This window comes from Micromonospora sp. NPDC051543 (genome assembly GCF_044454415.1).
Taxonomy (GTDB): Bacteria; Actinomycetota; Actinomycetes; order Mycobacteriales; family Micromonosporaceae; genus Micromonospora.
In genome coordinates, this window is sequence record NZ_JBITDT010000020.1 from 72,076 (window position 1) to 98,702 (window position 26,627).

Annotated in this window: 29 protein-coding genes and 1 riboswitch; of the genes, 26 read left to right on the forward strand and 3 right to left on the reverse strand. The window is 70.4% G+C overall.

Annotation, left to right across the window (positions count from 1 at the left end):
* The 18 genes from rpsH to truA all read left to right on the forward strand — a co-directional run bounded on the left by rpsH (nt 1) and on the right by truA (nt 11,590).
* Nucleotides 1–408, forward strand: a complete 408-nt coding sequence (gene rpsH, locus ACIA3K_RS28105) for a 30S ribosomal protein S8 (protein ID WP_007465270.1) — start codon at nt 1–3, stop codon at nt 406–408.
* A 16-nt stretch (nt 409–424) separates the two neighbouring features.
* Nucleotides 425–967, forward strand: coding sequence for a 50S ribosomal protein L6 (rplF, locus tag ACIA3K_RS28110; protein ID WP_355050757.1), 543 nt, complete (start codon nt 425–427; stop codon nt 965–967).
* The gene (gene rplR, locus ACIA3K_RS28115; protein ID WP_110563093.1) at nt 964–1,353 is read left to right on the forward strand and encodes a 50S ribosomal protein L18; all 390 of its coding nucleotides are present in this window, start codon (nt 964–966) and stop codon (nt 1,351–1,353) included. Before rplF ends, rplR begins: the two co-directional genes overlap by 4 nt.
* 33 nt (nt 1,354–1,386) lie before the next feature.
* Nucleotides 1,387–2,001: a 30S ribosomal protein S5 gene (gene rpsE / locus ACIA3K_RS28120; protein WP_007465263.1), complete on the forward strand. Its 615-nt coding sequence runs from the start codon at nt 1,387–1,389 to the stop codon at nt 1,999–2,001.
* Nucleotides 2,001–2,183, forward strand: coding sequence for a 50S ribosomal protein L30 (gene rpmD / locus ACIA3K_RS28125; RefSeq protein WP_007465262.1), 183 nt, complete (start codon nt 2,001–2,003; stop codon nt 2,181–2,183). Before rpsE ends, rpmD begins: the two co-directional genes overlap by 1 nt.
* Nucleotides 2,183–2,626 carry a 50S ribosomal protein L15 gene (rplO, locus tag ACIA3K_RS28130; protein ID WP_355050756.1) on the forward strand — a complete coding sequence of 148 codons (444 nt, stop codon included), beginning with the start codon at nt 2,183–2,185 and terminating at the stop codon, nt 2,624–2,626. The genes rpmD and rplO overlap by 1 nt, the downstream gene beginning before the upstream one ends.
* Nucleotides 2,627–2,858: 232 nt before the next feature.
* The gene (gene secY / locus ACIA3K_RS28135; RefSeq protein WP_396804632.1) at nt 2,859–4,187 is read left to right on the forward strand and encodes a preprotein translocase subunit SecY; all 1,329 of its coding nucleotides are present in this window, start codon (nt 2,859–2,861) and stop codon (nt 4,185–4,187) included.
* The gene (locus tag ACIA3K_RS28140) at nt 4,188–4,841 is read left to right on the forward strand and encodes an adenylate kinase (protein WP_088950228.1); all 654 of its coding nucleotides are present in this window, start codon (nt 4,188–4,190) and stop codon (nt 4,839–4,841) included.
* Nucleotides 4,842–4,929: 88 nt separating this feature from the next.
* A complete protein-coding gene (gene map, locus ACIA3K_RS28145; RefSeq protein ID WP_396804633.1) occupies nt 4,930–5,781 on the forward strand; it encodes a type I methionyl aminopeptidase in 852 nt (283 codons plus the stop codon).
* A 157-nt stretch (nt 5,782–5,938) separates the two neighbouring features.
* Nucleotides 5,939–6,508, forward strand: coding sequence for a DUF1707 domain-containing protein (locus ACIA3K_RS28150; RefSeq protein ID WP_396804634.1), 570 nt, complete (start codon nt 5,939–5,941; stop codon nt 6,506–6,508).
* A 326-nt stretch (nt 6,509–6,834) separates the two neighbouring features.
* The gene (infA, locus tag ACIA3K_RS28155) at nt 6,835–7,056 is read left to right on the forward strand and encodes a translation initiation factor IF-1 (protein ID WP_007073013.1); all 222 of its coding nucleotides are present in this window, start codon (nt 6,835–6,837) and stop codon (nt 7,054–7,056) included.
* Nucleotides 7,057–7,147: 91 nt separating this feature from the next.
* Nucleotides 7,148–7,261 (forward strand): 50S ribosomal protein L36, encoded by a 114-nt coding sequence (gene rpmJ / locus ACIA3K_RS28160; RefSeq protein WP_012184307.1) that lies wholly within the window; start codon nt 7,148–7,150, stop codon nt 7,259–7,261.
* A 266-nt stretch (nt 7,262–7,527) separates the two neighbouring features.
* Nucleotides 7,528–7,908: a 30S ribosomal protein S13 gene (gene rpsM / locus ACIA3K_RS28165; RefSeq protein WP_007465236.1), complete on the forward strand. Its 381-nt coding sequence runs from the start codon at nt 7,528–7,530 to the stop codon at nt 7,906–7,908.
* 17 nt (nt 7,909–7,925) lie between these two features.
* Nucleotides 7,926–8,333, forward strand: coding sequence for a 30S ribosomal protein S11 (gene rpsK, locus ACIA3K_RS28170; RefSeq protein WP_030329919.1), 408 nt, complete (start codon nt 7,926–7,928; stop codon nt 8,331–8,333).
* A gap of 13 nt (nt 8,334–8,346) precedes the next feature.
* Nucleotides 8,347–8,973: a 30S ribosomal protein S4 gene (gene rpsD / locus ACIA3K_RS28175; RefSeq protein ID WP_007465229.1), complete on the forward strand. Its 627-nt coding sequence runs from the start codon at nt 8,347–8,349 to the stop codon at nt 8,971–8,973.
* A 98-nt stretch (nt 8,974–9,071) separates the two neighbouring features.
* Entirely contained in the window at nt 9,072–10,094 is a 1,023-nt protein-coding gene (locus ACIA3K_RS28180; RefSeq protein WP_007465227.1) for a DNA-directed RNA polymerase subunit alpha, read from the forward strand.
* 34 nt (nt 10,095–10,128) lie between these two features.
* Entirely contained in the window at nt 10,129–10,689 is a 561-nt protein-coding gene (gene rplQ / locus ACIA3K_RS28185) for a 50S ribosomal protein L17 (RefSeq protein ID WP_355050752.1), read from the forward strand.
* A gap of 70 nt (nt 10,690–10,759) precedes the next feature.
* Entirely contained in the window at nt 10,760–11,590 is an 831-nt protein-coding gene (gene truA, locus ACIA3K_RS28190) for a tRNA pseudouridine(38-40) synthase TruA (protein WP_396804635.1), read from the forward strand.
* A 73-nt stretch (nt 11,591–11,663) separates the two neighbouring features.
* Here the strand turns inward: truA and ACIA3K_RS28195 are convergent, their stop codons facing one another.
* Nucleotides 11,664–12,704, reverse strand: a complete 1,041-nt coding sequence (locus tag ACIA3K_RS28195; RefSeq protein WP_396804636.1) for a hypothetical protein — start codon at nt 12,702–12,704, stop codon at nt 11,664–11,666.
* Nucleotides 12,705–12,807: 103 nt separating this feature from the next.
* Here ACIA3K_RS28195 and ACIA3K_RS28200 point away from each other — a divergent pair, with 103 nt between their 5' ends.
* Genes ACIA3K_RS28200 through ACIA3K_RS28210 form a run of 3 tightly spaced genes read left to right on the forward strand, consistent with a single transcriptional unit; the run spans nt 12,808 to nt 16,134 of the window.
* On the forward strand, nt 12,808–13,413 hold the full coding sequence (locus tag ACIA3K_RS28200; RefSeq protein WP_396804637.1) for a class I SAM-dependent methyltransferase: 606 nt from the start codon (nt 12,808–12,810) through the stop codon (nt 13,411–13,413).
* Nucleotides 13,414–13,454: 41 nt separating this feature from the next.
* Nucleotides 13,455–15,134 (forward strand): ABC-F family ATP-binding cassette domain-containing protein, encoded by a 1,680-nt coding sequence (locus tag ACIA3K_RS28205; protein WP_396804638.1) that lies wholly within the window; start codon nt 13,455–13,457, stop codon nt 15,132–15,134.
* 55 nt (nt 15,135–15,189) lie between these two features.
* Nucleotides 15,190–16,134: an aldo/keto reductase gene (locus ACIA3K_RS28210; RefSeq protein WP_396804650.1), complete on the forward strand. Its 945-nt coding sequence runs from the start codon at nt 15,190–15,192 to the stop codon at nt 16,132–16,134.
* Between the two features lie 191 nt (nt 16,135–16,325).
* Here the strand turns inward: ACIA3K_RS28210 and ACIA3K_RS28215 are convergent, their stop codons facing one another.
* Both ACIA3K_RS28215 and ACIA3K_RS28220 read right to left on the reverse strand, forming a co-directional pair.
* Complete coding sequence (locus tag ACIA3K_RS28215) at nt 16,326–16,871, reverse strand: hypothetical protein (protein ID WP_396804639.1); 546 nt, start codon at nt 16,869–16,871, stop codon at nt 16,326–16,328.
* 69 nt (nt 16,872–16,940) lie between these two features.
* Nucleotides 16,941–22,784, reverse strand: a complete 5,844-nt coding sequence (locus ACIA3K_RS28220; RefSeq protein ID WP_396804640.1) for a ThuA domain-containing protein — start codon at nt 22,782–22,784, stop codon at nt 16,941–16,943.
* Nucleotides 22,785–23,075: 291 nt separating this feature from the next.
* Nucleotides 23,076–23,185, forward strand: a riboswitch (TPP riboswitch).
* Between ACIA3K_RS28220 and thiE the strand changes: the two genes are divergently transcribed.
* The 5 genes from thiE to ACIA3K_RS28245 form a co-directional block, all read left to right on the forward strand.
* Nucleotides 23,180–23,803 carry a thiamine phosphate synthase gene (gene thiE / locus ACIA3K_RS28225; RefSeq protein ID WP_396804641.1) on the forward strand — a complete coding sequence of 208 codons (624 nt, stop codon included), beginning with the start codon at nt 23,180–23,182 and terminating at the stop codon, nt 23,801–23,803. It overlaps the preceding riboswitch by 6 nt.
* Entirely contained in the window at nt 23,800–24,894 is a 1,095-nt protein-coding gene (gene thiO, locus ACIA3K_RS28230) for a glycine oxidase ThiO (protein ID WP_396804642.1), read from the forward strand. Before thiE ends, thiO begins: the two co-directional genes overlap by 4 nt.
* Nucleotides 24,894–25,094, forward strand: a complete 201-nt coding sequence (gene thiS, locus ACIA3K_RS28235) for a sulfur carrier protein ThiS (RefSeq protein ID WP_355050743.1) — start codon at nt 24,894–24,896, stop codon at nt 25,092–25,094. Before thiO ends, thiS begins: the two co-directional genes overlap by 1 nt.
* A complete protein-coding gene (locus ACIA3K_RS28240) occupies nt 25,091–25,870 on the forward strand; it encodes a thiazole synthase (protein ID WP_396804643.1) in 780 nt (259 codons plus the stop codon). Before thiS ends, ACIA3K_RS28240 begins: the two co-directional genes overlap by 4 nt.
* A partial coding sequence (locus ACIA3K_RS28245; RefSeq protein WP_396804644.1) for a thiamine phosphate synthase occupies nt 25,867–26,627 on the forward strand: 761 nt, incomplete at its 3' end. The genes ACIA3K_RS28240 and ACIA3K_RS28245, both read left to right, overlap by 4 nt.

The following is a 26,627-nucleotide window of genomic DNA, read 5'->3' on the forward strand; positions in this document are numbered from 1 at the left end:
ATGACGATGACCGACCCGATCGCAGACATGCTCACGCGTCTGCGTAACGCCAACCAGGCGTACCACGATCAGGTGAAGATGCCCTACTCCAAGATCAAGGCGAACATCGCCGAGGTCCTGAAGGCCGAGGGTTACATCGCCACCTGGTCGGTCGAGGAGCCCGAGGAGGGCGCCGTCGGCAAGCGACTGGTCGTCGAGCTCAAGTACGGCCAGAACCGCGAGCGGAGCCTGGCCGGCATCAAGCGCGTGTCCAAGCCCGGTCTCCGGGTGTACGCCAAGTCGGACGGGCTCCCGCGGGTGCTCGGTGGGCTGGGCGTGGCGATCATTTCGACGTCCCAGGGACTGCTGACCGACCGGCAGGCCCGCAAGCGGAGTGTTGGCGGGGAAGTCCTCGCCTTCGTCTGGTAACGGGAGACTGGTAGAAATGTCGCGAATTGGACGTAAGTCGATCCCGGTGCCATCCGGCGTCGACATCACGATCGACGGGCAGACCGTCAAGGTCAAGGGCCCCAAGGGCGAGCTCCAGCACACCATCGCGGAGCCGATCACGATCGAGCGCGCGGAGGACGGGCAGCTGAACGTCAGCCGCCCGAACGACGAGCGCAAGGCCAAGGAACTGCACGGCCTGAGCCGTACCCTGGTCGCCAACATGATCGTCGGCGTGACCGAGGGTTACCGTAAGAGCCTGGAGATCGCGGGCACCGGTTACCGGGTCACCGCCAAGGGTTCGGACCTCGAGTTCGCGCTCGGGTTCTCGCACCCGGTGGTCGTCCCCGCCCCGGCGGGCATCACCTTCACGGTGGAGCGGCCGACCCTGTTCCACGTGGCCGGCATCGACAAGCAGCAGGTCGGTGAGGTCGCCGCCAACATCCGGAAGATCCGTCCGCCGGAGCCCTACAAGGGCAAGGGCGTGAAGTACCAGGGCGAGGTCATCCGCCGCAAGGCTGGAAAGGCAGGTAAGAAGTGAGCGCCACGCTGCTCAAGCGCCGCCGCGGCGTCGCCGCCAAGCGCGCCGTTGGGCGTGCGCGTCGGCACTTCCGCGTCCGCAAGAACGTCAGCGGTACGGCCGAGCGTCCGCGCCTGGTCGTCACCCGTTCGCTGCGGCACATGGTCGCCCAGATCGTCGACGACACCAAGGGCCACACCCTGGCGTCGGCGTCGACCCTGGACGCCTCGCTGCGCGGTACGGAGGGTGACAAGAGCGCCCTCGCCGGCAAGGTGGGCGCCCTGCTCGCCGAGCGGGCCAAGGCCGCCGGCGTCTCCAAGGTCGTCTTCGACCGCGGTGGCAACCGGTACGCGGGGCGGGTCGCCGCGCTTGCCGATGCCGCCCGCGAAGCCGGGCTCGAGTTCTAACAACCCCGTCACGAGAGATAAGGAAGGCTGCTGATGCCAGGTCAACAGCGCCGTGGCGGCGGGTCCGGTGGCAACGAGGGTGGTCGCCGCGACAACCGCCGTGAGGGCGGCCGCGGAAACGCGCCCGTCGAGAAGACCCCGCACCTTGAGCGGGTCGTCGCGATCAACCGCGTCGCCAAGGTCGTGAAGGGTGGTCGTCGCTTCAGCTTCACCGCCCTGGTGATCGTGGGCGACGGCGACGGCACGGTCGGCGTGGGCTACGGAAAGGCCAAGGAGGTGCCCGCGGCGATCGCCAAGGGTGTCGAGGAGGCCAAGAAGCACTTCTTCAAGGTCCCGCGGATCGGTCAGTCGATCCCGCACCCGGTGACGGGTGAGGACGCCGCTGGCGTCGTGCTGCTCAAGCCGGCCTCGGCCGGTACGGGTGTCATCGCCGGTGGTCCGGTGCGTGCCGTGCTGGAGTGCGCCGGTATCCACGACGTGCTCTCCAAGAGCCTCGGTTCGTCCAACCCGATCAACATCGTGCACGCCACCGTGGCGGCCCTGAAGGGGCTCGAGTCCCCTGAGCAGGTCGCGGCGCGTCGTGGTCTGCCGGTTGAGGACGTCGCGCCGGCCGCCATGCTGGCGTCGCGTGCGGGGGTGGCGCGCTGATGGCACGCCTGAAGGTCACCCAGCTCCGGTCCGGTATCGGGACCAAGCACAACCAGCGTGAGTCGCTGCGTTCGCTCGGTCTCAAGCGGATCAACGACGTGGTGGTCAAGGAGGACCGGCCCGAGATCCGCGGCATGATCTTCACTGTGAGCCACCTCGTGAAGGTCGAGGAGGTCGAGTAATGACGATCAAGGTGCATCACCTGCGCCCGGCGCCCGGTTCCAAGACCGCGAAGACCCGTGTGGGTCGCGGTGAGGGTTCCAAGGGCAAGACCGCCGGTCGCGGTACCAAGGGCTCCAAGGCCCGCAAGAACATCTCGGCGGCGTTCGAGGGTGGGCAGATGCCCATCCACATGCGCCTGCCGAAGATGAAGGGCTTCAAGAACAGGTTCAAGGTGGTCTTCCAGGTGGTCAACCTGGACCGGCTCGCCGAGCTGTTCCCGAACGGCGGCCAGGTCGGCCCGATCGAGCTGGTCGAGGCCGGCGCGGTCCGCAAGGGCCAGCCGGTCAAGGTCCTCGGCACCGGGGATCTCGGCGGGGTGGCGCTCCAGGTGTCGGCGCACGCGTTCAGCGCGTCGGCCAAGGAGAAGATCGCCGCCGCCGGTGGCTCTGTCACCGAGCTGTAAGGCGTACGACCTCGGCGCCCGTCCAGTTGCGAGCAACTGGCGGGCGCCTAGGTCTGCCTGGGGCCTAAGCGCCCGGTAATATCGGAATCGGTTTATGTAGCCGGGCACACCTGCCCGGAGCGGGACGGGGCTGTTAGAGTCCCATCCCAGCCATGGATTCCGGGCACTCGCCCGGGATGCACCCCGACCCGCCAGGGATCACCGGCGGCCCGCCTCGCGCAGGAGGAAGAAGTTGCTGTCCGCCTTTCTCAGTGCGTTCCGTACGCCTGACCTGCGCAAGAAGCTGCTGTTCACAGTAGGCATCATCGCGGTCTACCGGCTGGGTGCCACGCTGCCCAGCCCCGGCGTCTCGTACGGCAACGTGCAGAAGTGCCTCGACTCCATCTCGGGCGACACGACGGGCCCGCTGAATCTGCTCAACCTCTTCTCCGGCGGAGCGCTGCTCCAGCTCTCGGTCTTCGCGCTGGGCATCATGCCGTACATCACGGCGTCGATCATCCTGCAGCTGCTGACCGTCGTGATCCCGCGGCTTGAGCAGCTCCGCAAGGAGGGCCAGGCCGGCCAGGCGAAGATCACGCAGTACACCCGCTACCTGACCCTGGGTCTGGGTGTCCTGCAGGCGTCGGCGTTCGTCGCCCTGGCCCGCTCCGGGCAGCTGTTCCAGAACCGCTGCGACCAGTTCCCGATCATCCCCGAGGGCACCGGCATCCCGGACTGGCTGACGCTGGCCATCCTGGTGATCACCATGACCGCCGGCACCGGCATGGTCATGTGGCTCGGCGAGCTGATCACGGACCGCGGCGTCGGCAACGGCATGTCCGTCCTGATCTTCACCTCGATCGCGGCCCGCCTGCCCAGCGAGGGCTGGCAGATCAAGACCAGCAAGGGCTGGGACATGTTCGCCCTGGTCATCGCGCTGGTCCTGGTGGTCATCACCGCGGTCACCTTCATCGAGCAGGCGCAGCGCCGGATTCCGGTGCAGTACGCCAAGCGGATGATCGGCCGGCGCATGTACGGCGGCACCTCGACCTACATCCCGCTCAAGGTCAACCAGGCGGGTGTGATCCCGGTCATCTTCGGCTCGTCGCTGCTCTACCTGCCGCAGCTGGCTCTCCAGTTCTTCGACCAGAACGACCCGGGCAAGGTCCAGGCCTGGATCCAGAACAACCTGGTCGCCCCGGACAGCCCGATCTACATCACGGTCTACTTCCTGTTGATCATCTTCTTCACGTACTTCTACGTGTCGATCACGTTCAACCCGACCGAGGTCGCGGACAACATGAAGAAGTACGGCGGGTTCGTGCCGGGCATCCGTCCGGGCAAGCCGACCGCCGACTACCTGGACTTCATCCTCAGCCGGATCACCCTCCCGGGCGCGCTCTACCTGGGCGTCATCTCGATCCTGCCGAACTTCTTCTTCATCTGGCTGGACAACCAGCAGTACCAGAACTTCCCGTTCGGTGGCACCGCTGTGCTCATCATGGTCGGCGTCGGTCTGGAGACCGTGAAGCAGATCGAGAGCCAACTCATGCAGCGGAACTACGAAGGGTTCCTGCGGTAGATGAGACTCGTTCTGGTTGGCCCGCCGGGCGCGGGCAAAGGCACGCAGGCCGAGTTCATCGCCGCGCACCTGTCGGTGCCCAAGATCTCGACCGGGGACATCTTCCGGTCGAACGTCACCCAGGGCACGCCACTGGGCGTCGAGGCGAAGCGCTACATGGACGCGGGCGAGCTGGTTCCGGACGAGGTCACCATCAACATGGTCCGGGATCGGCTCGCCGAGCCCGACGCCAGCGAGGGCTTCCTCCTCGACGGCTTCCCGCGGACCACTCCGCAGGCGGCCGCTCTGGACAAGCTCCTCGCCGACCTGGGCACGGCTCTGGACCTGGTCCTGGAGCTGGTGGTCGACGACGACGAGGTGATCCGGCGGCTCTCCGGCCGGCGTACCTGCCGGGGCTGCGGCAAGATCTGGCACGTCGAGTTCGACGCCACCACCCGTCCGGGCATCTGTGACCGGTGCGGCGCCGAGCTGTTCCAGCGCGACGACGACAAGCCGGAGACCATCGCCACCCGCCTGCGGGAGTACAGCGAGAAGACCGCCCCCCTGGTCGACTACTACGGCGCCCAGGGCAAGCTCGTCGGGATCGACGCCACCGGCCCGGTGGAGGACGTCACGACCCGGGCCATCGACGCGCTGCGGTCGTACGGCGGCTGAGGCCAGGCCGCACCGCGGCGGATAGAGTGCGAACAGCGGGGTACGCGCGACGTGCCCCGCTGTTTCGGCAACGAAAGGTAACCGCTCCATGCGTCGTCCCCAGCTGGACATCCAGCTGAAGACCCCCGACCAGATCGAGAAGATGCGCGCGGCCGGGCTGGTGGTCGCCGAGGCGCTACGCCGGATGCGCGAGGCTGTTGTGCCCGGTGTGAGCACCGCCGATCTGGACGCCATCGCCGAGTCGACGATCCGCGAGGCGGGCGCCGTCCCGTCGTTCAAGGGGTACCACGGCTTCCCGGCGTCGATCTGCTCCTCGGTGAACGAGCAGATCGTGCACGCCATCCCATCGCCGAACCAGGTGCTCGCCGAGGGCGATCTCATCTCGATCGACTGCGGCGCCGTGTTGAACGGGTGGCACGGCGACTCGGCGATCACCGTCGGGGTCGGCGAGGTGGATCCGGCGCTGCTGAAGATGGCTGAGGTGGCCGAGGACGCCATGTGGGCCGGCATCGCCGCCGCGGCCCGTGGTGCGGCCAGCGGCAAGGGCCGGCTCACCGACATCTCGCACGCCGTGGAGACCGCGGTCCGCAAGGGTGGCCGGTACGGCATCGTCGACGGCTACGGCGGGCACGGCATCGGCACCGAGATGCACCAGGACCCGCACGTGCTCAACCACGGCCGGCCGGGCAAGGGTCCGCGTCTGGTCCCGGGCATGGCGCTGGCGATCGAGCCGATGATCACGATGGCCTCGCCCCGTACGGTCGAACTGGCCGACGGCTGGACGGTCGTCACCCGGGACGGGTCGATCGCGGCGCACGTCGAGCACTCGATGGCGCTCCTGCCCGACGGCGTCTGGGTGCTCACCGCCTTCGACGGGGGCCGGGCCCGACTCGGCGACCTCGTGACGGCCCGCCAGCCCGCCGCCTCCACCACCCCCTGACGGCCCCGCCGAGCCGGCCGGTCGGTCGATCGACTCGGGTTCCGGAAGGTCGCCCTGTCCCACGGCCATGGACACCCCGATTGCCCTGATGTCGGGCCGATCGAGGGCAGGGCTTTCGGGCGGGACGGATTGGCGGGGCGGTGGCATGCTTGCCGGCATGGACGGGCGCGACGGGATGCGAGCGGCGGACGCGGACCGGGAAGCGGTGGCCGAACGGTTGCGGGCCGCCCTCAACGAAGGTCGGTTGGACCTGCACGAGTACGACGAGCGGTTGCAGCGGGCCTACGCTGCGCGGACGTACGCGGAGTTGGATCCGTTGCTGTCGGACCTGCCGCCGATGTCGCCTCCGGCGCAGCCGGCCCTGCGGTCGCCTGGCCCGGTGGCCCAACCGTCCATCGGCCGACTCGCCTCGTTGGCGTTCGGCGGCGACACCAGTCGTTGGCTGGGTGAGGTGTGGTTCCCGTACCTGAAGGTGGTTGCCATCGTGGTGACCATCTGGGGCGTGACCTCGCTGCTGAGTCAGGATCTGCTCTACTTCTGGCCGGCCTGGGTGGCCGGGCCGTGGGGTGTGGTGCTGGTGCTTCGGACGGTGGGTGGGCTGGCCGCGGGTGAGCCCCGGCGGCAGGCGGTCGAGCGGGAGCGTCGTCGCCAGCGCAAGCGCGCCAAGCGGGAGCGCAAACGCCAACTCGGCTCCACCGAACCAGACAAAACCCCACCCCCCACCTGACCCACCCCCCACCCCCACCCACCCCCCACCCCCACCCCACCCAGATCCCCGTCGATCATGAAGTTGTTGCCCTCGGGGCCGGCGTGTCGTGGCGATAACTTCATGATCAACCGGAGATTGCGGGTCGGGGTGGGTGGGTGGTTTGGCGGTGGGCGGCAGGCCGGCGTACACTTTCTGATCGGCGCACAGCGTCCACTCCGGCATGCCCACCCTGCGCTTCGGTGGGTCCCGGAGCCGCGGCTGGCGCGGTCTTCTGATTCTGGTCAGATTTCCGTGTAAGACGTTGTGGGTCGCCCGGAGCAATCGACGTCAGGACAGCGGAGGACATGCCGAAAAAAGACGGAGCCATTGAGATCGAGGGTCGGGTCATCGAGCCCCTGCCGAACGCCATGTTCCGCGTGGAGCTCGCGAACGGCCACAAGGTGTTGGCTCACATCAGCGGCAAGATGCGGCAGCACTACATCCGCATCCTGCCGGAGGACCGGGTCGTCGTCGAACTCTCGCCGTACGACCTGACCCGCGGGCGCATCGTCTACCGCTACAAGTAGTCCTGACGGCGGCCGGGAAGTCCCGTGTCCGTCTTCGACGTCCGGTCTCGCGCATGGCGCGTTGCCGGGCCAGATGGGAAGTAAGGCAACCGTGAAGGTCAAGCCGAGCGTCAAGAGGATCTGCAACAAGTGCCGGGTTATCCGCCGGCACGGCCGGGTCATGGTCATCTGCACCGACCCGCGCCACAAGCAGCGCCAGGGCTGACTCAGCCCGTCCGGCCGAACACGGCCGGGTGGTGTTGGTCCGGGCAGTTCCTCAGCGACACACACATCACACATGCTCGTCCCAGCCGCGAGCGGTACGCGAGGCGTACTCCTTTCGTGGCTGACCCCCGGTCGGAGGCCGGGGCCCGCTTGGGCAGCGACCGCTCCCGGTCGCCGGCGCTGATGGCGTCGGAGAGACGGGACGGCCGGTAGCGGGGTGGGACGGGTCCACACCTCCGCCACACATCACGAGGAGTACGCCCGCACATGGCACGTCTAGTCGGCGTGGATCTCCCCCGCGAGAAGCGGATGGAGATCGCGCTCACCTACATCTTCGGGGTCGGTCGAACCCGCGCCCTGGAGACGCTCGCCGCTACCGGCATCTCGCCGGACAAGCGCGCTCGGGACCTCACGGACGAGGAGCTCGTGCAGCTCCGCGACCACATCGAGGGCAACTACAAGGTTGAAGGTGACCTGCGCCGCGAGGTCGCCGCTGACATCCGCCGCAAGGTTGAGATCGGCTGCTACGCCGGCATCCGGCACCGCCGGGGCCTGCCCGTGCGTGGCCAGCGGACCAAGACCAACGCGCGGACCCGCAAGGGCCCGAAGCGGACCGTCGCCGGCAAGAAGAAGCCCGGCAAGAAGTAATAGGAGCGCACAGACTTATGCCACCGAAGGCTCGTGCCGGAGCCGCTGTAAAGAAGGTCCGGCGCAAGGAACGCAAGAACGTCGCCCACGGGCAGGCGCACATCAAGAGCACCTTCAACAACACCATCGTGTCCATCACGGACCCGACCGGTGCGGTCATCTCCTGGGCCTCCGCGGGCCAGGTGGGCTTCAAGGGCTCCCGCAAGTCGACTCCGTTCGCCGCGCAGCTGGCCGCCGAGGCCGCCGCGCGTCGCGCCATGGAGCACGGCATGCGCAAGGTCGACGTGTTCGTCAAGGGCCCCGGCTCCGGCCGGGAGACCGCCATCCGTTCGCTGCAGGCCGTGGGCCTCGAGGTCGGTCAGATCGCCGACGTCACCCCGCAGCCGCACAACGGGTGCCGTCCGCCTAAGCGTCGTCGGGTCTGAGAGGTAGAGAGAGATGGCTCGTTACACCGGTGCTGACTGCCGCCGTTGCCGGCGGGAGAAGATGAAGCTGTTCCTCAAGGGCAGCAAGTGCGATGGTCCGAAGTGCCCGTTCGAGTCCCGGCCGTTCCCGCCCGGGCAGCACGGCCGCGGCCGCACCAAGGAGACGGAGTACCTGCTCCAGCTCCGCGAGAAGCAGAAGGCCCGCCGCGTGTACGGCGTGCTGGAGAAGCAGTTCCGTGGCTACTACGAGGAAGCCGTCGGCAAGCAGGCCAAGACCGGTGAGGTCCTCCTGCAGATCCTCGAGTCGCGGCTGGACAACGTCGTTTACCGGGCCGGCTACGCCCACTCGCGGGACATGGCCCGCCAGCTGGTCAAGCACGGTCACTTCACGGTGAACGGCAAGAAGGTCGACATCCCGTCGTACCGCGTCAAGGAGCACGACATCATCGAGGTCCGGGGCAAGAGCAAGGAGCTCACCCCCTTCGTGGTGGCGCAGGCTCAGGCCGGTTCGAAGACGGTTCCGGCGTGGCTTGAGGCCATTCCGAGCCAGATGAAGGTGCTCGTGCACTCCCTCCCGGCCCGGCAGGTCATCGACACGCAGGTCCAGGAGCAGCTGATCGTCGAGCTCTACTCCAAGTAGTCCGAGCTCGTTCGGTGGCCCGCCCTTCGGGGCGGGCCACCGGAACAGTTTGTGTCGTGGGCGTCAAATAGCGGGCGCCCCGGAAGAGAAGAGAAAAGATGCTCATCAGCCAGCGACCCTCCCTCTCCGAGGAGTCGATCAACGAGACCCGGTCGCGATTCGCCATCGAGCCGCTCGAGCCGGGCTTCGGCTACACCCTGGGCAACTCGCTGCGGCGCACGCTGCTGTCGTCGATCCCGGGTGCGGCGGTCACCTCGATCAAGATCGACGGCGTGCTGCACGAGTTCACCACGATCCCCGGTGTCAAGGAGGACGTGGTCGAGCTCGTCATGAACATCAAGGAGCTGTGCGTCAGCTCCGAGCACGACGAGCCGGTCAGCATGTACCTGCGTAAGCAGGGCCCGGGCGACGTGACGGCGGGCGACATCCAGCCCCCGGCCGGCGTCTCGGTGCACAACCCGGACCTCAAGCTCGCGACCCTGAACGGTAAGGGCCGGCTCGACATGGAGCTGACCGTCGAGCGGGGCCGGGGCTACGTGACGGCCGCCCAGAACAAGCAGTCCGGTGCCGAGATCGGCCGGATCCCGGTCGACTCGATCTACTCGCCGGTGCTGAAGGTTACCTACCGCGTCGAGGCGACCCGCGTCGAGCAGCGCACCGACTTCGACCGGCTCATCATCGACGTCGAGACCAAGCCGTCGATGGGCCCGCGCACCGCGCTGGCCTCCGCCGGTTCGACGCTTGTGGAGCTGTTCGGTCTGGCTCGTGAGCTGGACGAGACGGCTGAGGGCATCGACATCGGGCCGTCCCCGCAGGACGCCCAGCTGGCGGCGGACCTCGCTCTGCCGATCGAGGAGCTGGACCTGACCGTCCGCTCCTACAACTGCCTCAAGCGCGAGGGCATCAACTCCGTTGGTGAGCTCATCGGGCGTACCGAGGCCGACCTCCTCGACATCCGCAACTTCGGTCAGAAGTCGATCGACGAGGTCAAGATGAAGCTCGCCGGGATGGGTCTCGGGCTGAAGGACTCGGCTCCGAACTTCGACCCGGCGCACGTCGTGGACACCTTCGGCGAGGCCGACTACGACACCGACGACTACCGCGAGACCGAGCAGCTCTAGTCCGCGCTGCCGCCACAACTGAGGAGCACCAAAAATGCCCACGCCCACCAAGGGCCCCCGCCTCGGCGGCAGCCCCTCGCACGAGCGGCTGATGCTCGCCAACCTGGCGACCGCGCTGTTCCAGCACGGCAAGATCCAGACCACCGAGACGAAGGCCCGGCGGCTGCGCCCGCTGGCCGAGCAGCTCATCACCAAGGCCAAGCGCGGTGACCTCGCCTCGCGGCGTCGGGTGCTGGGTGTCGTCAAGGACAAGGACGTCGTCTACGCCCTGTTCGACCAGATCGCGCCCCGGTACTCCAACCGCCCCGGCGGTTACACCCGGATCGTGAAGACCGGTCCGCGCAAGGGTGACAACGCGCCGATGGCGATCATCGAGCTGGTGGAGGAGCTTCAGGTCGCCGAGCCGAAGGTGAACAAGAAGACCGCCGCCCGCAAGGCCGCGCAGCAGGACAAGGTCGAGGCGCTCGCCCCGGCCGAGGACGCTCCGAAGTCGGCCGATGCCGACCAGGACTCCGAGGCGCCGGTGTCGGCCTCCGGCGACACCGCCGAGGCGCGCGAGGACAGCGACCTCGCCACCGAGGAGAACAAGGCCTGACCTCGGGCATCAGTGCGGGCCCGGCACCCCTTTCGGGGTGTCGGGCCCGACCCGTAACAGGAGGTACGAGGTGGACGAGCGGATCCGGCTGCGGCTGGACGTCTCGTACGACGGCGCGGGTTTCTCCGGGTGGGCGCCCCAGCCGACGCGGCGGACCGTCGCCGGTGTGCTCGTCGAGACCCTGGACCTGGTCCTGGGTGCGGGTACGGCGACCGGCCTGACCGTCGCGGGTCGGACCGACGCGGGGGTGCACGCCTCCGGGCAGGTCTGTCACCTGGACCTACCGGTCGAGGTGTGGCGGGAGCACGAGGGGCGGCTGCTGCGCCGGCTGGCCCGGCTGCTCCCCACCGACGTTCGGGTACGGGCGATGACCGAGGTGCCCACCGACTTCGACGCCCGCTTCTCGGCCACCTACCGGCGCTACGAGTACCGGGTGACCGACGCCCCGTACGGCGCGGAGCCGCTCCGCCGGCACGAGGTGTTGGCCTGGCCGCGGACGCTGGACCTGGTGGCCCTGAACGCCGCGGCCGAGGGTCTGGTGGGGGAGCACGACTTCGCCGCGTACTGCCGACGCAAGGAGAACGCGACGACGCTGCGCGAGGTGACCCGGTTGGACTGGCGGCGGGACCCGGACGGCATCCTGGTCGCCACCGTGCAGGCGGACGCGTTCTGTCAGGCGATGGTGCGCAGCCTGGTGGGGGCGATGCTCGCGGCCGGCGACGGCCGCCGGCCGGTGCGGTGGCCGGGAAGCCTGCTGACCCGGCAGGAGCGGTCCAGCGAGGTGACGGTGGCGCCGGCGCACGGGCTGACCCTGGTCGCGGTCGGCTACCCGGACGATCCGGCGGACTACGCGCGCCGCGCCGACCTGACGCGCCGGCTGCGCGTGCCGGTCGAGGGCTGACGGGCGGACCCGGTACGGACGACGACGGGTGTGCCACCGGTTCGGCGGCACACCCGTCGGACGCGGTCGCGGGTCAGTCGCCGCCTTCGCTGGGGCTCTGGCTGCCGCTGCCCTCGGTGGACGCCCCGGTCGGCTGCCCGGCAGTGCCGATGTCGGCCCGCCGTTGGAGGACGCCCTTGCTGAGGTGCGCCTCGAGCATGTCGAAAAGGACTTCCCGGATCTTGGTGTCGCCGGACTTGACCGCGGTTCCGTCGGCACGGACCACCAGCGCGTACGCCAGGTAGTGGCCGCGAACCTGCCAGCCCACCCGGGCCGGGGCGCTGGTCAGCGCATCGGTGTCGTCGCCGGCGGTGAGCCCTCGGAACCGGCCCTGCCGTTCGTCGAGGATCTGCCGGATCCGGTCCCGGGCCCGCTCGGCGTTGGCCCTGTCGGTCAGGTTGAACAGGCCGGTGGTGACCAGGTGCTCGCCGCCGGGGCTCCGCAGGGTGGCCCGGACGACCTGGTTGCAGCCGAGCCGGACCAGCAGGTCCGCTACCTCGTCCGTGGCGGCGACGGCACAACTGCCGCTGGACTGGGTCTTGAGCACCTGGTAGGCGGGCTGGCCTTCGGCGAGCTTCAGCTCCTTGTCGGGGAAGACTTCCTTCGCGGTGAGCGGCGCCTGGTCGGTGTCCCGCGAGTCGAGATCCTGCTGCTGCTGGACGCTGGCGGACGGCGCGGCGTTCGGCTGGTACGTCGGGGTGGACTGTGGTGTCGCATCGCGATCCAGCAGCAGTGCGGCGGCGCCCAGGCCGCAGAGCGCGAGCAGGACGAGGACGGCCGCGCCGCCGATCACCACCTGCCAGAGCCGCCCACCGCCGCGCCGTGCGGACGGCTCCACGGGTTGGGCCGAGGTGTAGATCTGGCTGCGGGGAGCCGCCACCGGCGCGGTGACGCGGGGGGCCGGCGGTGGCTGGTTCGACGGCAGCACCAACTGGTTGGGCCGGGGCAGCGACGGCGCGGGGAAACGCGACGGTGACGGGCCGGCCGGTGGAGGGGGACCGGCGCCGGGCACGTCCAGGTCGGACCCGTCGGGGTCCTCGAATGCGTCCTCTTCGGACTGGTACCGATACACCATGTCGCCCAGAGTAGGAGTTATTGTCCCTTTAGGGGGTAATATCAGGGAAATGTGGGTGTGGGCAGTGTCGTGAGCCGCCCGAGCCGATGCGAGAATTGCCGACGTGACCGGCGACCACTACTTCACCGCGCAGCCCGCCAGCGACGCACCGGCGCGCGAGGTCGAATTCTCCGTCGCCGACCGCGACTACCGACTCGCCTCGGCCGGCGGTGTCTTCTCCGCCAGCCGGCTCGATCCCGGCACCGCGGTACTCCTGCGCAAGGCCGACCTGCCCACCGCCGACACCACAGGTGACCTGCTCGACCTCGGCAGCGGGTTCGGACCCATCGCGTGCGTCCTGGCCGACCTCGCGCCGACGAGCACCGTCTGGGCCGTCGACGTCAACTCCCGCGCCCGCGACCTCACCGCCGCCAACGCGGCGAGGATCGGCGCCGGTGACCGGGTCCGGGTGAGTGCGCCGGACGACGTACCGGCGGAGGTGACCTTCGCCCAGCTCTGGTCCAACCCGCCCATCCGCGTCGGCAAGGACGAGCTGCACGAGCTGCTGCGGCGCTGGCTGCCCCGGCTCGCCCCGGACGGCGTCGGCTGGTTGGTCGTCGCCCGGCACCTGGGTGGCGACTCGCTGCACCGCTGGCTCGTCGAACAGGGCTGGCAGGTCGAGCGGCACGCCAGCCAGAAGGGCTTCCGGGTGCTGCGGGTCACCCGGTAATTGGATGTCCCTACCGGTCCTGGTTGGGGCAGGATCCCGGCGTGGGATACGTGGACGTGGCAGCGGTCGGGCACACCCTGCCCGACGGTCGGGAACTCTTCGCCGACGTGTCGTTCCGGGTCGGTGAGGGCGCCAAGGTCGCCCTGGTCGGGCCGAACGGCGCCGGCAAGACGACACTGCTGAGGATGGTCGCCGGTGACCTTCCGGTACGCGCGGGCAGCATCGCGCGGGCCGGCGGGCTGGGCGTGATGCGGCAGTTCATCGGCATGATCGGCGACGAGACGACGCTCGCCGACCTGGCCCTGTCGCTGGCCCCGCCGGCGCTGCGCGACGCCGGCCGCCGGCTCGGCGAGACCGAGGCGGCCATGCGGGCGGCCGAGACCCACGGCAAGTTCAGCAACGCCGCGGGCAAGGCACAGCTGGCGTACGCGGACGCGCTCGGCGTCTGGGGCGAGACCGGCGGGTACGACGCCGAGGTGCTCTTCGACACCGTCGCCACCATCGTGCTCGACCAGCCGTGGGACGCCGTACGGGACCGGCCGGTACGTACGCTCTCGGGCGGGCAGCAGAAGCGGTTCGCCCTGGAGTTGCTGCTGCGCGGCCCGGACGAGGTGCTGCTGCTCGACGAGCCGGACAACTTCCTCGACGTGCCCGGCAAGCGCTGGCTGGAGGCGCGGCTGCGGGAGTCGACGAAGTCGGTGCTCTACGTCTCGCACGACCGTGAGCTGCTGGCGCAGAGCGCCGACCGGGTGGTCGCCGTCGAGGGCGGCAGCGCCTGGGTGCACCCGGGTGGCTTCGCCAGTTGGCACGAGGCCCGGGTGGCCCGGCACGCCCGCCTCGACGAGCTGCGTCGACGCTGGGACGAGGAACACCAGAAGCTGCGCGAGCTGATGCTGATGTACAAGCAGAAGGCCGCGTACAACGACGGGTTGGCCTCGCGGTACCAGGCCGCGCAGACCCGGCTGCGCAAGTTCGAGGAGGCCGGGCCGCCGCCCGTACCCCCCAAGGACCAGGACATCCGAATGCGGCTGACCGGCGGGCGGACCGGCAAGCGCGCGGTCGTCTGCGACCAGCTCGAGCTGGACGGCCTGACCTTCCCCTTCGACCTGGAGATCTGGTACGGCGACCGGGTGGCGGTCCTCGGCGCCAACGGCACCGGCAAGTCGCACTTCCTGCGGCTGCTGGCGCGCGGCGGCACCGATCCCGACCCGGCGAACGGGCCGGTCGACGGCGCGGGCGCGCTGACGCCCGTGGTGCACGACGGCGTGGCCCGGCTCGGCGCGCGGGTCCGTCCCGGGCACTTCTCCCAGACGCACGACCGACCGGAGCTGATGGGGAAGACGCTTGTCGAGATCCTGTGGCGGGGCGACGAGCACCGCCAGGGGATGGACCGGCACGCGGCGATGGGGGTGCTCAGTCGGTACGAGCTGGCCGGGCAGGGTGACCAGCGCTTCGGCACCCTCTCCGGAGGGCAGCAGGCCCGTTTCCTGGTGCTCCTGCTGGAGCTGTCCGGGGCGACCCTGTTGCTGCTCGACGAACCGACCGACAACCTCGACCTGGCCAGCGCGGAAGCCCTCGAAGCGGGTCTGAACGCGTTCGAGGGGACGGTGGTGGCCGTCACGCACGACCGGTGGTTCACCCGCTCCTTCGACCGGTTCGTGCTGTTCCGGGGCGACAACGAGGTCGTGGAGACCCCGGAGCCGGTCTGGGACGTCGGCTGATCGGTCCCCGGGCGGGCGTGCGCCCGGCCGGCATAGGGTGGAACTCGTGACTGAAATGACCTATCGCCGGCTGGGCGACTCCGGGCTCGTGGTGTCCGTCGTCGGAATCGGCTGCAACAACTTCGGCCGGAAGCTGGACCTCGACGGCACGCGGGCGGTGGTGGACGCCGCACTGGACGCCGGGGTCAACCTGTTCGACACCGCCGACATCTACGGCGAGCCGCAGGGTGGCTCGGAGGAACTGCTCGGGCAGGCGCTCAAGGGTCGCCGCGACGACGTGGTGGTGGCCACCAAGTTCGGTATGGACATGAACGGCCTCAACGGCCCCGACTTCGGGGCCCGTGGCGCGCGCCGGTACATCGCCCGCGCGGTCGAGGCGTCGCTGCGCCGGCTCGGCACCGACCACATCGACCTGTACCAGATGCACGAGCCCGACCCGGGTACGCCGATCGACGAGACCCTCGCCGCGCTGGACGACCTGGTCCGTGACGGCAAGGTGCGCTACCTGGGCAACTCCAACTTCGCGGGCTGGCAGATCGCCGACGCGGACTGGGTCGCCTCGTCCAACGGCCGGGCCCGCTTCATCAGCGCGCAGAACCACTACAGCCTGCTGGAGCGCTCCGTCGAGACCGAGGTGATCCCGGCGTGCGAGCGGTTCGGCCTCGGCATGCTGCCGTTCTTCCCGCTCGCCAACGGCCTGCTCACCGGCAAGTACAAGCGCAGCGAGCAGCCTCCGGCCGGCAGCCGGCTCTCCGGCGGCGGCCGGTACGCCGATCGGCTCGCGGCGGCCGACTGGGACACCATCGAGGCCATCGAGGCGTACGCGAACGAGCGGGGTCTGAACATGCTCCAGGTGGCGATCGGTGGCCTGGCCGCCCAGCCCGCGGTGACCTCGGTGATCGCCGGCGCCACCAGCGCCGAGCAGGTGCACGCCAACGCCGCCGCCGGCACCTGGGAGCCCACCGACGAGGATCTGACGGCCCTGCGCGACATTCTCTGAGCCCGGCACCGTGCCGGTTCCGGTGCTCGACGGCGCGCCGCGCTTGATCCACTCGCGTTCCTTGAAGTAGGGGTGACTTGTTGCGCGGGACAACCCGATTTCAGGGATGCCGGGTCGATCACGAGCCGGTCAGACGGCGACGGGCCGGGCCGCTCACAGCGGCCCGGCCCGGTTGGTGAAACGCCTGTCGGTCAGGTGATGGTGCGGCGGCGGCCGAACAGCATGGCCACCCCCATCGCTAGGGCGACGACGACCAGGCCGGCCGCCGCGTACGGCCACCAGCCCGGGCCGCCCGCGTCGTCAGCCGTCTTGGTCACCGCGACCGGCTCCGGCGGAGACTGCGCGGCACGGGCCTGCACCGTTGCGGTGGCCTCACCCGGCAGCGGGGCGGGAGAGTTCACCTTGACCTTCCAGGTGCCGGCGGTGAGCACCGGACCGCTGCTGTAGAAGCCCTGCCCCTCGGGCTGCGGCTCCAACTGCACCGGCCCGACCTTCTGCCCGTCCGGGCCGGTGGCGGTGAGGACCAGTCGCACCATTCGGTCCAGCCGACGCCCGTCGGGGTAGGTGGCCTGGATGGTGACCCCCTCAGCGCCGTCGCCGGCCACCACGAGTTTGAGCTTGTCGGCCTGCGCTGCCTGGGCGGCCTTCGCGCCCTGAGCGGCGGCCGGGGCCGCGGCGACAAGCGTCAGGGCCAGTCCGACGAGGACGGCGGCGACCGCCGTGCGGATACGCGTCACGGACGTCTCCTCCCTAATGAGGGAGGCCCCTCCCCGACGCTGGAGCGTCGGGGAGGGGCCTCGATCGGATCAGAGCTGGCGACCGGGTGCCAGCCGGGTGGCGTCGCCACCGAGCCGTCCCGTGCCCTTGACCGGCTCGCCGTCATTGGCCTTGACGCCGGCCTTGCTGGCCGTACCGCCGAGCCGCACGATCATCGCGTCGGCGTCCCGGGTGAGGGTGTCCCGGATCTCGGCCTCGGCCACCAGGGTGGCGTCGGTGGCGAGGTCCCGGAACTGGGTCAGCTGCTTGATCGCCTTGTTGTCGTTGCCGGCCGCCTCGGCCTGGCGGGCCGCGTCGAGCTTGGCGGTCAACTGCTTGTGCGCCTTGGCCGACAACCGCCCCGTCGCCTTGAACCGGTCCAGCAGGAACTGCATGTCCCGGAACGAGGTGGTGACGAAGAACCGGACGTTCGAGGTCGTCTTGTTGCCGGCCTTGTCGGTCGCGGTGACGGTCAGCTCGTGCAGGCCGAGCGACAGCTCGTACATGGCCTGCAGGGTGCCGCTGGCGTACGTGTTGCCGTCGAGCTGACCGACCACGGACGCGATGCCCGAGGTCGGGTCCACGGCCTGCCAGGAAACGCGGACGTCCTGGCTGTCGCCGTAGAGCTGGCCGTCGGCGATACCGGAGACCAGCAGCGTCGGCTTGGTGCCGTCGATCTTCAGGATCGCCGACTTGAGCGTCTCGACGTTGCCCGCCTTGTCGGTGGAGCGGTACAGCAGCTCGTGCTGCCCGTCACCGGTCACCTCGACCGGCGTCGTGTACGGCGTCCACGCGCCGCCGTCCAGCGACCACTCGACCGTCTTGACCCCGGAACCGGCGTCGGTCGAGGCGAGCACCACCGGGATCGTCCCGTTGTGCCAGCCCGCGTCGTTCGCCGGGGCGAACGTCGCCGTGGTCACCGGCGCGGTGGCGTCGATCTTGACCGCGACGGTCTTCGTCGACTCCACGTTGCCGGCCTTGTCGGTCGAGCGGAAGCGCAGCCCGTGCTCGCCGTCGCCGCTGATCGCCACCGGTGCGGTGTACGCCGTCCACGCGGTGGCCCCGTCCAGCTGGTACTCCGTGCTGGCGAGCCCGCTGCCACCGGCCTCGTCGGCGGCGGTCAGGGTGACCGTCACCGGGCCGGTGTACCACCCGTCGGTGGGGGTGCCGGACACCGCCGCGGTGGTGACCGGCGCCTTGTCGTCGGCCACCTTCGTGCTCAACCGGAAGTAGTCGAACGCGGCCGTCTTCGACGCCGTCTGGTTGGCGCCGAGGGTGAAGAGACCCACCTTCGGGGTGGCGCCCACCGCGCTGTTGGTCAGTGCCTCCAGCGTGGTCCAGGTCGTCCCGTCGGCCGAGTACGACGCGGTGAAGGTGTCGCCCACCCGGGCCAGGCGCAGGTACCACACCGCCGAGGTGAGGCTCGTCGCCTCCGGCTGCGGGCTCTGCACCGTTCCGGCGATCTCGCTGCGGAACTCGATCCGCCGCGTGACCGCCTGGCCGGCCTGGTTGTCGGCGATGAAGTCGAACTTCAGGTAGTTGTCGTCGTCGGCCTGCACGAGCAGACCGGCCTGCTGGTACTGCTCGTTCAGCAGACTGCCGTCGACCTTGGTCTCCAGGGTCCAGTCGCCCGAGGGCGCGGTCTGGAGGATGAAGTTCTTCGGCCCGGTGTTGTCGGTGCCGTAGATGTCACCGTTCGGCACGTCGATCCGCAGCGCGCCGTCGGTCACCCGGTAGCCGTTCGGGTCCTCCCGAACGATGGCGTCCCACCGGCACTTGTCCAGCGTGCTGCCGGTGAACTCGTCCGACGGCTCGACCGGGCCGGCCGGAGCGTCCGGCGTGACGACGAACGAGTCGAACGCGGCGTCCACCACGGGCGCCTCGGTGCCTCCGTTGAGCGCGAAGACCCCGATCCGCGGGTTGGTGATGCCGGCGAGCGCGGCCGAGCGGCCGACCGCGGTGAAGGTCTGCCCGTCGGCCGAGACGGCCGCGGTCAGGTTCGTCCCGTCGCTGGTGATCCGCAGGTACACGGTGTCACCCGCTGGCGCGTTGGTGGCGTCGGCAGCGTCGTTGCGCGGCGTGGCCGCCGTTTCCCGGATGAACTCCACCCGACGGCTGCCGTTGTAGAGCAGGTCCACCTTGGCGTAGTTGTCGTCGTCGCCGTATACGAGCAGGCCAGCCTGCTGGTAGTTGGCCGTCACCGGGAGGGTGACCTTGGTGGTCATCTCCCAGGCGCCGGTCGGCGCCGGCTGGAGCACCAGGTTGGTGGCGTCGTTGCGGGCGCCGTAGAGGTCACCCACCGCGGTGGGCAGCTTCAGCGCGCCGCCGCTGAGGGAGTAGAGCTGGTTCTCCCGGACCACGGTGGTCCACCGGCTCTTGTCCAGCGTGTTGCCGTTGAAGTCGTCCGAACGCGCCCCGAGGCAGGACGTGTCCGGAGCGTTGACCCGCACCGGCACCGTGGCGTACGACTTGGCGCTCTTGCTGTCGGTCACCGTGAGGGTGGCCGTGAAGGAGCCGACGCTGGTGTACGTGTGGCTGGCGTCCAGGGTGGACGCCGTACCGCCGTCACCGAAGTCCCAGGCGTACGTCAGCGGGGTGTCACCCTCGGCGTCGGTGGCCGTGCCGTCGAACGCGACGGTGAGCGGCGCGGTGCCCGTGGTCGGGGTCGCGGTGGCGGTGACCACCGGCGGCCCGTTCTCGGTGACGCCGCGACCGACGAAGTCCATCCAGTTGACGTTGAACAGCGAACCCGTTCCGCCGTTCGGGTCGCGGGCCACGAAGTACAGCCCGCCGCTCGCGGCACCGGTCACCGGCGCGCTCACGTCCGTGTACGTCTGCCACCCGCCGGTCGCCGGAACGGTGGCCGTGGCTACGACCGGTCCGTCGACCGCACCGGCGTGCACCTCGATCCGACCGCCAGCGGCGGCCGAGGCGGCCCGGAACCGGATCTCGGTGATGTTGGTGAGGTTCGCCGGAACGACCGACCACCAGTCGCCGTCCTCGATGAACGCGATGCTCTGACCGCCACCGGCGGTGTCGGTCGCGGCCTCACGCTGCACGCCGGCGTCGCCGCCGCCCGTGCTCACCAGGGTACGCCCGGTGGCGGTGAAGTACTCGGCCTGCTTCTGCTTGGGCTGCAGGATCTCGATCTGCCGGCCGGTGAGCGCGCCGGAACCGCCCGCGCCACCCTTGTCGGTGTAGGTGGCCTCGAAGACCGCGAACACGTTCGCCTCGGCACCGTGCCCGGAGGCGAGCGACGTCTGGACCGTGCCGGTGCAGCCGGTGTGCTGCTCCAGCGGGTGGGCGTGCTCGTCGTGACCCAGCAGCACCTGGAGGTTCACCTTGGTGCAGTCGATCTGGCCGTCCTCGGGGTCGGTCACCGTGACCGTGTAGCGGACCTGGTCACCCCAGTTGAAGAAGCCACCGTCCGGCGGGAAATCGATCTTCACCGTCGGCGCGGTGTTGCCCACGGTGACCGGTACGTTGGCGACCGCGGTGCGGCCCTTCGGGTTGGTCACGGTGAGCTGCGCCGTGTAGTTGCCCGCCGTGGCGTACGTGTGCGTCGGGTTGGCCTCGGTGGAGGTCTGCCCGTCACCGAACGCCCAGGCGTAGGTGAGCGTGCCACCGTCCGGGTCCCGGGAGCCGGCGCTGGAGAACTCCACCGTCAACGGAGCCGGGCCCGAGGTCGGGTTGGCGGCCGCCGCCGCGATCGGCGCACGGTCACCGGCGGTGTAGTCGATCCGGTAGACCCCGGAGTTGTCGTTGTTGCCGCCGAAGCCGCTGCCCCACTCGATCAGGTACAGCGCGCCGTCCGGACCGAACTCGAAGTCCATCGGCCGGATCATCGACATGCCGGGGAGCAACTGGTTGATGTCCACCAACGACTTGCCGTCGGCGGTCATCTGCATCGTGTACATCTTGTTCTGGTTCCACTCGCCCAGCAGCGCCTTGCCGTCGAAGTAGGCCGGCCACTTGCGGGTCGAGTTGAGGTTGGCGTCGTACCGGTAGGCCGGGCCGCCCATCGGCGCGCCACCGCCGCCGATCTCCGGGTACCGCGCGTCACCGGCGTAGCCGTAGTCGACGGTGGCCGGGACGACCGGCGGGAGGTTGGTCAGGCCGGTGTTGTTGGGCGAGTTGTTGACCGGCGCGGCGCAGTCGAACTTCGGACCGCTCGGGCCGGACGGGAACGTGTAGTCGTTGTACGCCTCGTTCGTGCCCGTGCAGTACGGCCAGCCGTAGTTGCCGGGGGTCACGACGTTCCACTCGACCAGACCCCGCGGGCCCCGGTCGGGGTTGTTCGAGTTGGCGTCCGGCCCGTAGTCACCGACGTACAGCGTGTCGGTCTTCGGGTCGGTGCCGATCCGGAACGGGTTGCGGAAGCCCATCGCGTAGATCTCGGGGCGGGTCTTCTCGGTGCCCGCCGGGAAGAGGTTGCCGGACGGAACCGTGTACGTCCCGTTGTCCTCCGGGTGGATCCGGAGCACCTTGCCGCGCAGGTCGTTCGTGTTGGCCGAGGTGCGCTGCGAGTCGTAGTCCTGGCGACCCGGACGCTCGTCGAGCGGCGCGTACGCGTTCGACTCGAACGGGTTGGTGTTGTCACCGGTGGCCAGGTACAGGTTGCCGGCGCTGTCGAAGGTCATGCTGCCGCCCGCGTGGCAGCAGGTGTTGCGCTGGGTGTCGACCCGCAGCACCTGCTTCTCGCTCGCCAGGTCGATGGTGTCGCCGGTCACGGTGAACCGGGACAGCAGGTTCCGCGTGACGTTGTCGTTCGGGGCGTAGTACAGGTACACCCACTTGTTGGTGGCGAAGTCCGGGTCGAGCCGGATGCCGATCAGGCCGTCCTCGTTGCCGGTGAAGACGTCCAGGTCGACGGCGGTGATCGTGTTGCCGGTGTCCGGCTTGATGATCTGCACCCGGCCGTCGCGCTCGATGTAGAAGACCCGCCCGTCGGGGGCGATGTCCAGCTCCATCGGGTTGCTGGTGTTGCTGTCCAGCGTGACCTTCTCGAAGTTGGAGGTCTTCGACGCGCCGCAGTCGGCGTCGACCACGCCGGCCGCCGTCTGGATGCCGCCGAGCAGGTGCTTGAGGAACTCGGGCTCGGCGTACGACTCACGGGTGTGCCCGCCGCCGGTGTACCAGGAGCGGCCACCGTCGAAGTCCTGGCACCACGCCGTCGGGTGGTCGGCGCCCATCGCGCCGGCGCCCGGGGTGTAGCTCTTCTCGTCCAGGCTGGCCAGGACGTGCACGTCCGACCGGGGGTTGGTCTGGAAGTTGTACCACTCGTCGAACCGGGACCAGCGTTCCGGCAGTCCGGCGGTCGACGGGTGGGCCGGGTCCTCCACCTTGACGGTGGCCTGCTGGTTCTGCGGGTGGTTGGCGAAGTACGCGCCGACCAGGTCGCCGTACCAGGCCCAGCTGTACTCGGTGTCCGAGGCGGCGTGGACGCCGACGTAACCGCCGCCGGCCTTCACGTACCGCTCGAAGGCCGCCTGCTGGTCGGCGTTGAGAACGTCGCCGGTGGTGGAGAGCCAGATCACGGCCTTGTACTTGGCGAGGTTGGCGTCGCTGAACGCGGCACCGTCCTCGGTGGTGTCCACCGTGAAGCCGTTGGTGGCGCCGAGCTGCTGGATGGCGGCGATGCCGGTGGGGATGGCGTCGTGCCGGAAGCCGGCGGTCTTCGAGAAGATCAGGACGGAGTAGGGGTCGGCCGCTGCGGCCTTCGGCGCCTTCGGCGCCGCCTGGGAGAGCGGAGCCGCGACGGGCACGTCTCGCGCGGGGATCTGCGCTCCGGTCGGAGCCGCCTGCGCCGGGGACCCGATGAGGGCCGTCGACGTCAGCGCGAGGGACAACAGGGTAGCGGTGAGTGGTACACGGGCACGACGAGAACGGGACACGCCGCCTCCAATGTCGCGGTGGACAGGGATCGCGGGGCCGGCTCGCCGAAGACCGTCCCAGATGGAGCCGGTGGGGACGCCGTGCCAGGGCGTCCACGCCGGCATTTTGTCGAATCGCTGAACAAATTAGTTCTGCTGCATCGATGTCCGGCAAGATGCCGGCGGGTAACGGTTCTGCAACGGCGGGCGACATTCCGAACAGGACAGGAGAAAGCACCCCGATCGATGCGTCGCCTCGGGACCGATGACCCGCCCTTGGCAGAGGAGGCCGATCTGTCGTACGGTGACACGCAAGTAACCCACGGGAGCCCGGTGTACCGGGCTGAGAGGGGGGCTGACAGCCCCCGACCGTCGAACCTGATCCGGATAATGCCGGCGCAGGGAGGAGCGTTGCCGTGCCGTCCCTTGGGCGACTGCATCTGATCACCGACACCCGACCCGGGCGCGATCCCCTCACCGTGGTCCGGGCTGCCCTCGCGGCGGCCCACGCCGACCTCGTCGTGCAGGTCCGGGTCCAGGACTCCGCCACCGACCGCGAGGCGTACGACCTGGCCGCCCGGGTGCTCGCGCTGTGCGCGCCGTACGGGGCGACGTGCCTGGTCAACGACCGACTGCACGTGGCGCTGGCGGTCGGCGCCGCCGGTGGACACGTCGGCGCCGACGACCTGCCGGTCGCCGCGGCCCGGCACGTGCTCGGCCCCACCGGCGTGCTGGGCGTCACCGCCCGCGAGCCGCGCGGCGCGGTCGAGGCGGTCGTCGCCGGGGCCACCTACCTCGGCGTCGGCCCGTGCCACACCACCAGCACCAAGGCCGGCCTGCCCGAACCCATCGGGTCCGTCGGGGTGCGCGACGTCGTCGACGCCGTCGACGTGCCGGTCATCGCGATCGGGGGAGTGACCGCCGACCGGGTGCCGGCGCTGCGCGCCGCCGGGGCGTACGGGGTGGCCGTGGTCGGGGCGGTCTCCTCGGCCGCCGATCCCGGGCGGGCGACCACCGACCTGCTGCGGGCGCTGGCGTGACCCGCCCCGATGTGGCGGTGGTGGGCGCGGGCCCGATCGGGCTGGCGATCGCGTGGCGCTGTGCCACCCGTGGCCTGCGCGTCGAGGTGCACGACCCGACGCCCGGGTCGGGGGCGTCGGCCGTCGCCGCCGGGATGCTCTCCCCGGTCGCCGAGGCGTACTTCGGGGAACGCCGACTGACCGAGCTGCTGGTGGCCTCCGCCGCGCGTTGGCCCGCGTTCGCCGCCGAGCTGAGCGAGGCCAGCGACGCCACGATCGGCTACCGGACCGAGGGCACCCTGATGGTCGGGCTGACCGGCGACGACCTGGCCGAGGCCCGCCGGCTGTGGGCGTACCAACAGGGTCTGGATCTGCCGGTGACGCCGCTGCGCCCCAGTGAGCTGCGCGACCGCGAGCCGGCGCTCGCGCCCCGGGTGCGCGGCGGCGCGCTCGCGCCCACCGACCACCAGGTCGATCCCCGGCGGCTGGTGCCGGCGCTGCGCACGGCCGCGCGGCGGGCCGGCGCGGCGTTCGTGCCGCGGCCGGTCCGGCGGCTGTCCGATGTGGAGGCCGGGATCACCGTGGTCGCGGCCGGTTGCGGCGCGGCCGCCCTCACCGGCCTGCCGGTGCGGCCGGTGAAGGGCCAGATCCTCCGGCTGCGCGCGCCCGGCGGCGTCGCGCCGGGCTTCCGGCACGTGATCCGGGGGTACGCCGACGGCGAGCACGTCTACCTGGTGCCCCGCGCCGACGGCGAGGTGGTGCTCGGCGCGACGGTCGAGGAGCGGTCGGACACCACCGTCACCGCCGGCGCGGTGCAGCGGCTGCTGCGCGCCGGTGTCGACCTGCTGCCCGAGCTGACCGAGTACGACCTGGTGGAGGCCGTCGCCGGGCTGCGCCCCGGCACCCCGGACAACGCGCCGATCCTCGGGCCGCTGCCCGGCCGGCCGGACGTGCTGGCCGCCACCGGGCACCACCGGCACGGCATCGTCCTGACCCCGGTCACCGCCGAGGCGATCACCGACCTGGTGCTCACCGGAACGCCCGACCCGCTGCTCACCGGCTTCGGCGCCGACCGGTTCGCCGGCCCGGGAAGCAGTTTTGAGGAGGAGTGATGGAGCTGACGGTGAACGGAGCCGGGCGCAGCGTCCCCGGCGGCGCGTCGGTGGCCGACCTGGTCCACGACGTCGCGCCGCACCAGCGTGGAGTCGCGGTCGCGGTCAACGGCGAGGTGGTGCCCCGGGCCGGTTGGCCGGCCACGGAGCTGCGCGACGGCGACCGCGTCGAGGTACTCACCGCCGCGCAGGGCGGGTGAGCGGCGTGCCGTTCGAACTGGGTGGGGAGACGTTCGGCTCGCGGTTGATCCTCGGCACCGGCGGGGCCGCCAACCTGCACGTGCTGGAGCAGGCTATCCAGGCATCCGGCACGGAGCTCGTCACGCTGGCGCTGCGCCGGGTGGACACCGCCCCGGGCACCGGAGGCGGGCTGCTGGACCTGCTGGACCGGTGCGGCGTACGGCTGCTGCCGAACACCGCCGGCTGCCACACCGCGACCGAGGCGGTCAAGGTGGCCCGGCTGGCGCGCGACGCGTTCGACACCGACTGGGTGAAGTTGGAGGTCATCGGCGACGAGCGGACGCTGCTGCCCGACGGGGTGGAGCTGCTCCGCGCCGCCGAGGAACTCGTCGCCGACGGTTTCACGGTGCTGCCGTACACCAGTGACGACCCGGTGTTCGCCCGCCGCCTCGCCGACGTGGGCTGCGCCGCGGTGATGCCCGCCGGAGCGCCGATCGGCTCGGGACTCGGCATCGGCAACCCGCACCACATCCGGCTGATCCGGCAGAGCGTGGACGTGCCGGTGATCCTCGACGCCGGCATCGGCACCGCCTCCGACGCGGCGCTCGCCATGGAGTTGGGCTGCGACGCCGTCCTGCTGGCCAGCGCGGTCACCCGGGCCGCCGACCCGGTGGCGATGGCCACGGCGATGCGGTACGCCGTCGAGGCCGGCCGCCTCGCCGCGGGCGCGGGGCGGATCGCCCGGCGCTTCCACGCCCTCGCGTCCACCCCCGACGAGGGAAGACCGAACCTGTGACGGGCTCGCCGCCGTCGGGGGTCGTCCTGTTGACCGATCGGCTGGTCGCCAGGAGCGGTCTCGAACGGGTCGTGGCGGGGGCGGTCGCCGGGGGAGTGCGCTGGGTCGTGCTGCGGGAGAAGGACCTGCCCCGCGCCGAGCGCGCCGCCCTCGCCGTCGAGCTACGCGCGATCCTCGCCGACGCCGGCGGGACCCTCATCGTGGCCGGTCCCGACCCGCTGGGTGGCGACGCCGTCCACCTGCCGGCCGCCGGCCCGTACCCGCCGCCACGGCACCGTCTGGTCGGCCGTTCCTGCCACAACGAGACCGAACTGAACCGCCTCACCACCGAGCACTACGCCACCCTCTCCCCGATCTGGCCCACCAGAACCAAACCCGGCTACGGCCCACCCCTGGAAGCAACGGCCCTGCAAAACCTGATCGAGATCAGCCCAATACCCGTCCTGGCGCTCGGCGGAGTCGAGACCCCGGAACAGGTATTCGCCTGCGTCGAGGCAGGAGCCAGTGGAGTGGCAGTCCTAGGCGCCCTCATGCGAGCCGAAAACCCCAAAGAGACAGCCCACCAACTGAGCAATGCCTTCGAAGAGGCGGTCACCCAGAAGGTCCTAGAAGGCCGGCACCGGCGCACGGAGGTCTCCAGGTCAGGGCTGCGGCCGACCGTGCCCACCCCCGGGGGAAAACGGAACCCCCCGGGGGGGGCCCCGGGGGCCCCGCCCCCCACCCCCCCCCCACCCGAAACCCCGCCCCCGCGGGGGGC